Origin of the sequence: Herbaspirillum sp. B65, assembly GCF_000333555.1 — a bacterium.
Classification (GTDB): Bacteria; Pseudomonadota; Gammaproteobacteria; order Burkholderiales; family Burkholderiaceae_D; genus Herbaspirillum; species Herbaspirillum rubrisubalbicans.
In genome coordinates, this window is record NZ_BADI01001139.1 from 1 (window position 1) to 2728 (window position 2728).

2 protein-coding genes are annotated in these 2728 nt (G+C 64.9%); both read left to right on the forward strand.

Annotation, left to right across the window (positions count from 1 at the left end; translation table 11 throughout):
- A partial coding sequence (locus tag I5W_RS26770; protein WP_044531544.1) for a hypothetical protein occupies positions 1-1008 on the forward strand: 1008 nt, incomplete at its 5' end.
- Positions 1009-1140: 132 nt separating this feature from the next.
- Positions 1141-2562, forward strand: coding sequence for a dynamin family protein (locus I5W_RS26775; protein ID WP_374702159.1), 1422 nt, complete (start codon positions 1141-1143; stop codon positions 2560-2562).
- The last annotated feature ends 166 nt before the right edge of the window (positions 2563-2728 follow it).

The window sequence follows — 2728 nt, forward strand, 5'->3', positions numbered from 1 at the left end:
GATGCCGATGTGGCCGAGCAGGATGACCTGCACGCCCAGCAAGCGACCTGGTTGCAGGCCGATGTGCGCCTGTTCGTCCATGCCGCCAAGGAGGGCGAACTGGATGCGGCCGAACGCCAGCTCCTGCAAGCCCTACGCGAAGACCAGCAGCGCACCCGGCGTCAGACGATCTTCGTGCTCACGCAGGTGGACCAGATGGCCGATGACGAACAACTGGCCAAGGTCAGCCAGGCGATCCAGGCCCAGGCGCCGGGCCTGGCCTTGCATCCGGTGTCGTCCACTCGCCACCGTAGCGGCGTGGAAGGCGGCAAGACCCTGTTGCTGCAAAAAAGCGGTATTCCCGCCTTGCAGGCACTGTTGCGCGAAGTGGCGCAACAGGTACCGGCGGCGCGCCAGCATGAGCGCAGTCTGCTGCTGGGCGAGATCGACCAGCAATTGCAGCAACAGCAGGCAGCCGCGCTGGCCCAGGTGGAGCAATTGCAGCAGCGCCAGCGCCAGCAGCGCGAGGATTTCGAACAAGGCTTGCAGGCGGTGCTGGAGCAGGTGCAGCAAGACTTGCTGCCCATCGTGCAAGCGGTGCAAGTGCCGGGCGAGGATCCGGCGCTGGTCCCCGATAGCGCCGCCGATGAATTCAAGCTCACTGCCGGCAAGCGCGAACGTGCGCGCATCCATGTGGCCTATTCGCGCGCCTGCATCGCCATTCGCGGCCACCTGATCCAGCACGGGGTGGAAGGCTTGCCGGCCAGTCAGCGCACCTCGGTGGGTAGCCTCGATACGGTGATGGTGGCCGTCATGGGGATTTCCATCAAATACCGCGCCGACCTGCGTCGCCAGTTCTGCGAAGCAGCCGGGCGCGCGCACTTGGTGCACTCCTTCCTGCATTACTACGAACTGTCGGAAGACCGCCAGGCCCTGCAGCAGTCCATCGTTGGCGCCGAGTCGCTGCTCTCCGCCAACACCCGTGCCTTGGGCGCGCTCGATGGTTTGCGCGCGGTGGAGCTGGCATGAGCGCCCAGGAACAGCGCTTCATCGAAGCCATCGTCAGCCAGGCAAAGGAGGGCGTTGACCTGCAATCGCTGTTGGACGCCTTGCGCGACTGGCTCAGTGACTTGCGCCAAGCCCTGCAGGCTGGACAGATCGATGCCAGCGGCCTGCAGGGAACCAGTCCGCTGGCCCAGCGCATCACTGCCCTGCATCAGGCCCCTGGCGCACCAGCAGCAACGGCGCCAACAGCAATGGCTGGCGCTGGCGCCGGCGCGCGCGCTGGCCCAGCGTTTCGAGGGCAAGCTGATGCTGCTGGTGTTCGGCAAGTTCAATGCCGGTAAAAGCTCGCTATGCAACTTTCTCGCGCAGCGCTTCGCCCAGCGCCGCCAGACGGTGCAGTATTTCCACCTGCACGACGGGCAACTGGTAGAAAGTGAAGAATCCTTCCACGAAGGCGCCACTGAAACGACGGCACGTCTGCAAGGGGTTTGCCTGGGCGATGGCCTGGTCCTGCTGGATACCCCTGGCCTGCATTCGGCCACCGATGACAATGCCGCGTTGACCCAGCGTTTCCTGGACAGCGCCGACGCCGTGCTGTGGCTGACCAGTTCGACCTCGCCCGGCCAGGTGCAGGAGCTGGATGAACTGGCGCGCGAACTGCGCCGCGGCAAGCCGCTGCTGCCGGTGCTCACCCGCAGCGACGTGATCGAAGAAGACGAAGTCGACGGCCAGATCGTCAAGCGCTTGCGCAACAAGAGTGCCGCCAATCGCGCCGACCAGGAAGCCGACGTGCGCACCCGCGCCGCCGACAAGCTGCAATCCCTGGGCGTGGCGTTGAGCCAGTTGAAGACACCGGTTTCGGTTTCGGCCTATGTGGCGCGCAGTCAGGGAGCCGATGCCGCGGTCATGGAGGCGGCCGGTTTCGAACGCCTGTATGCCACCCTGCTGGCGCTATTGGCCCCGGCCATGGCCTATCGCGAGCGCAAGCCGGCCGAAGTGCTGCTGCACCATCTGCAGGAAGACGTGCTGGCCCCGCTGCAGGAGCAGACCCTGCCGGCGCTGGCCGACTTGCAGCAACTGATCGCCGCGCAACAGCAAGCCCTGCCGGTACAGCAGGCACGCATCGTGCAACTGGCCTGGCGCGAACTGATGCCGGGCCTGCCGGCACTGCTGGAAAGACACGCCGTCACCGGTGACGTGGCCGCCGTGCTGGCAAGCCTGCAAGCGTCGCTCATGCACGCCTTCGAGCGTCATGCGCGCGCCGTGCTTGACCATCACGTGTTGTCGGCACCGACGGCGGTGCCACTGGCCCTGCCGGCCGGGGTCGCGTATGAGGCCGCCGTGGCGGACGACTTGCCGCCTTCCTATGAAAAACTGTACGAGGCGCTGGGGCAAACCGTACAGGTCAGCCTGGAGCAACTGGCTGGCGAAGTGGCTGCTATCTGTACTGCTCGTCTGGCTGCACTGTCAGAAGCACTGGAGCGCAAGCAGGACATCATTGCGCTGTATGCCCAGCGGCTGGGCGAGATCGAACATAGCCTGCGGCGACAGGCGCACGAAACCCTGGGCGCGTACTAGTACCGGCGTGCTGGCCCAGGCATACATAAAAAAAGCAGGACCAATAGATTCATACAGCAAGAGGAGAGCAGCATGTGGGAGCGTTATTTCAAACGGCCCTGCCTGGTCGTGTCCGTGCTCGTGATTGCGGGCGCCAGTTGGGATATTTCAGTCAAGCCCATGCGTG

Excerpts from the sequence above, each read along its gene's own strand:
- I5W_RS26775 (WP_374702159.1), top strand. The coding sequence starts at position 1,141 with ATGCCAGCGGCCTGCAGGGAACCAGTCCGCTGGCCCAGCGCATCACTG.